Below are 440 nucleotides of genomic sequence, written 5' to 3'. Positions count from 1 at the left end.
TTAAAACATAGATTAAGCGATCCATTGATATAAAAGAAACCTGGTATCCACGCTCGATCGCATGGATGCCTAGTGCTGTTGACAGAAAAGTCTTTCCGACACCGGTCGGCCCCATCATAATTAGGGTGAAGCACTCATCGACCCAAGACAGCGGTGTTAGTATAGTTAGTTGTTTTTCTCCAATCGCAGTCTGTTCTTCCAGACGAAAGTTCTCAAACGTCAGAACTTCGGGAAACTCTGCCCACTTCATCAGTTTCTCGCTATTCTTTCGCTCCCTACAACTCAACTCATGACTTAGAATTACATGGATGAACTCATGGTATGTCCATCCCTTTGCTTCCGCTTCCCTTAGGAAACTAGGTAACTCTTTTGCCGTCTCGGCCAGTCGCAAGGCGCGACACTTGTCCTGAAGTATTTCGTATGGTTGGCTCATCTGTTCC

The 440-nt window shown here is 45.9% G+C and carries 1 protein-coding gene; it reads right to left on the bottom strand.

From position 1 onward, the window contains the following. Positions 1-433: ATP-binding protein (locus tag AC2JF9_RS09415; RefSeq protein WP_500727248.1), on the bottom strand; the 433-nt coding region annotated here is incomplete at its 3' end. Positions 434-440: the final 7 nt, after the last annotated feature.

It is taken from the genome of Lactobacillus sp. C449L, assembly GCF_059900815.1.
Note: the sequence above shows the minus strand (reverse complement) of the source record. Positions and strands in the feature narration are given on the sequence as shown.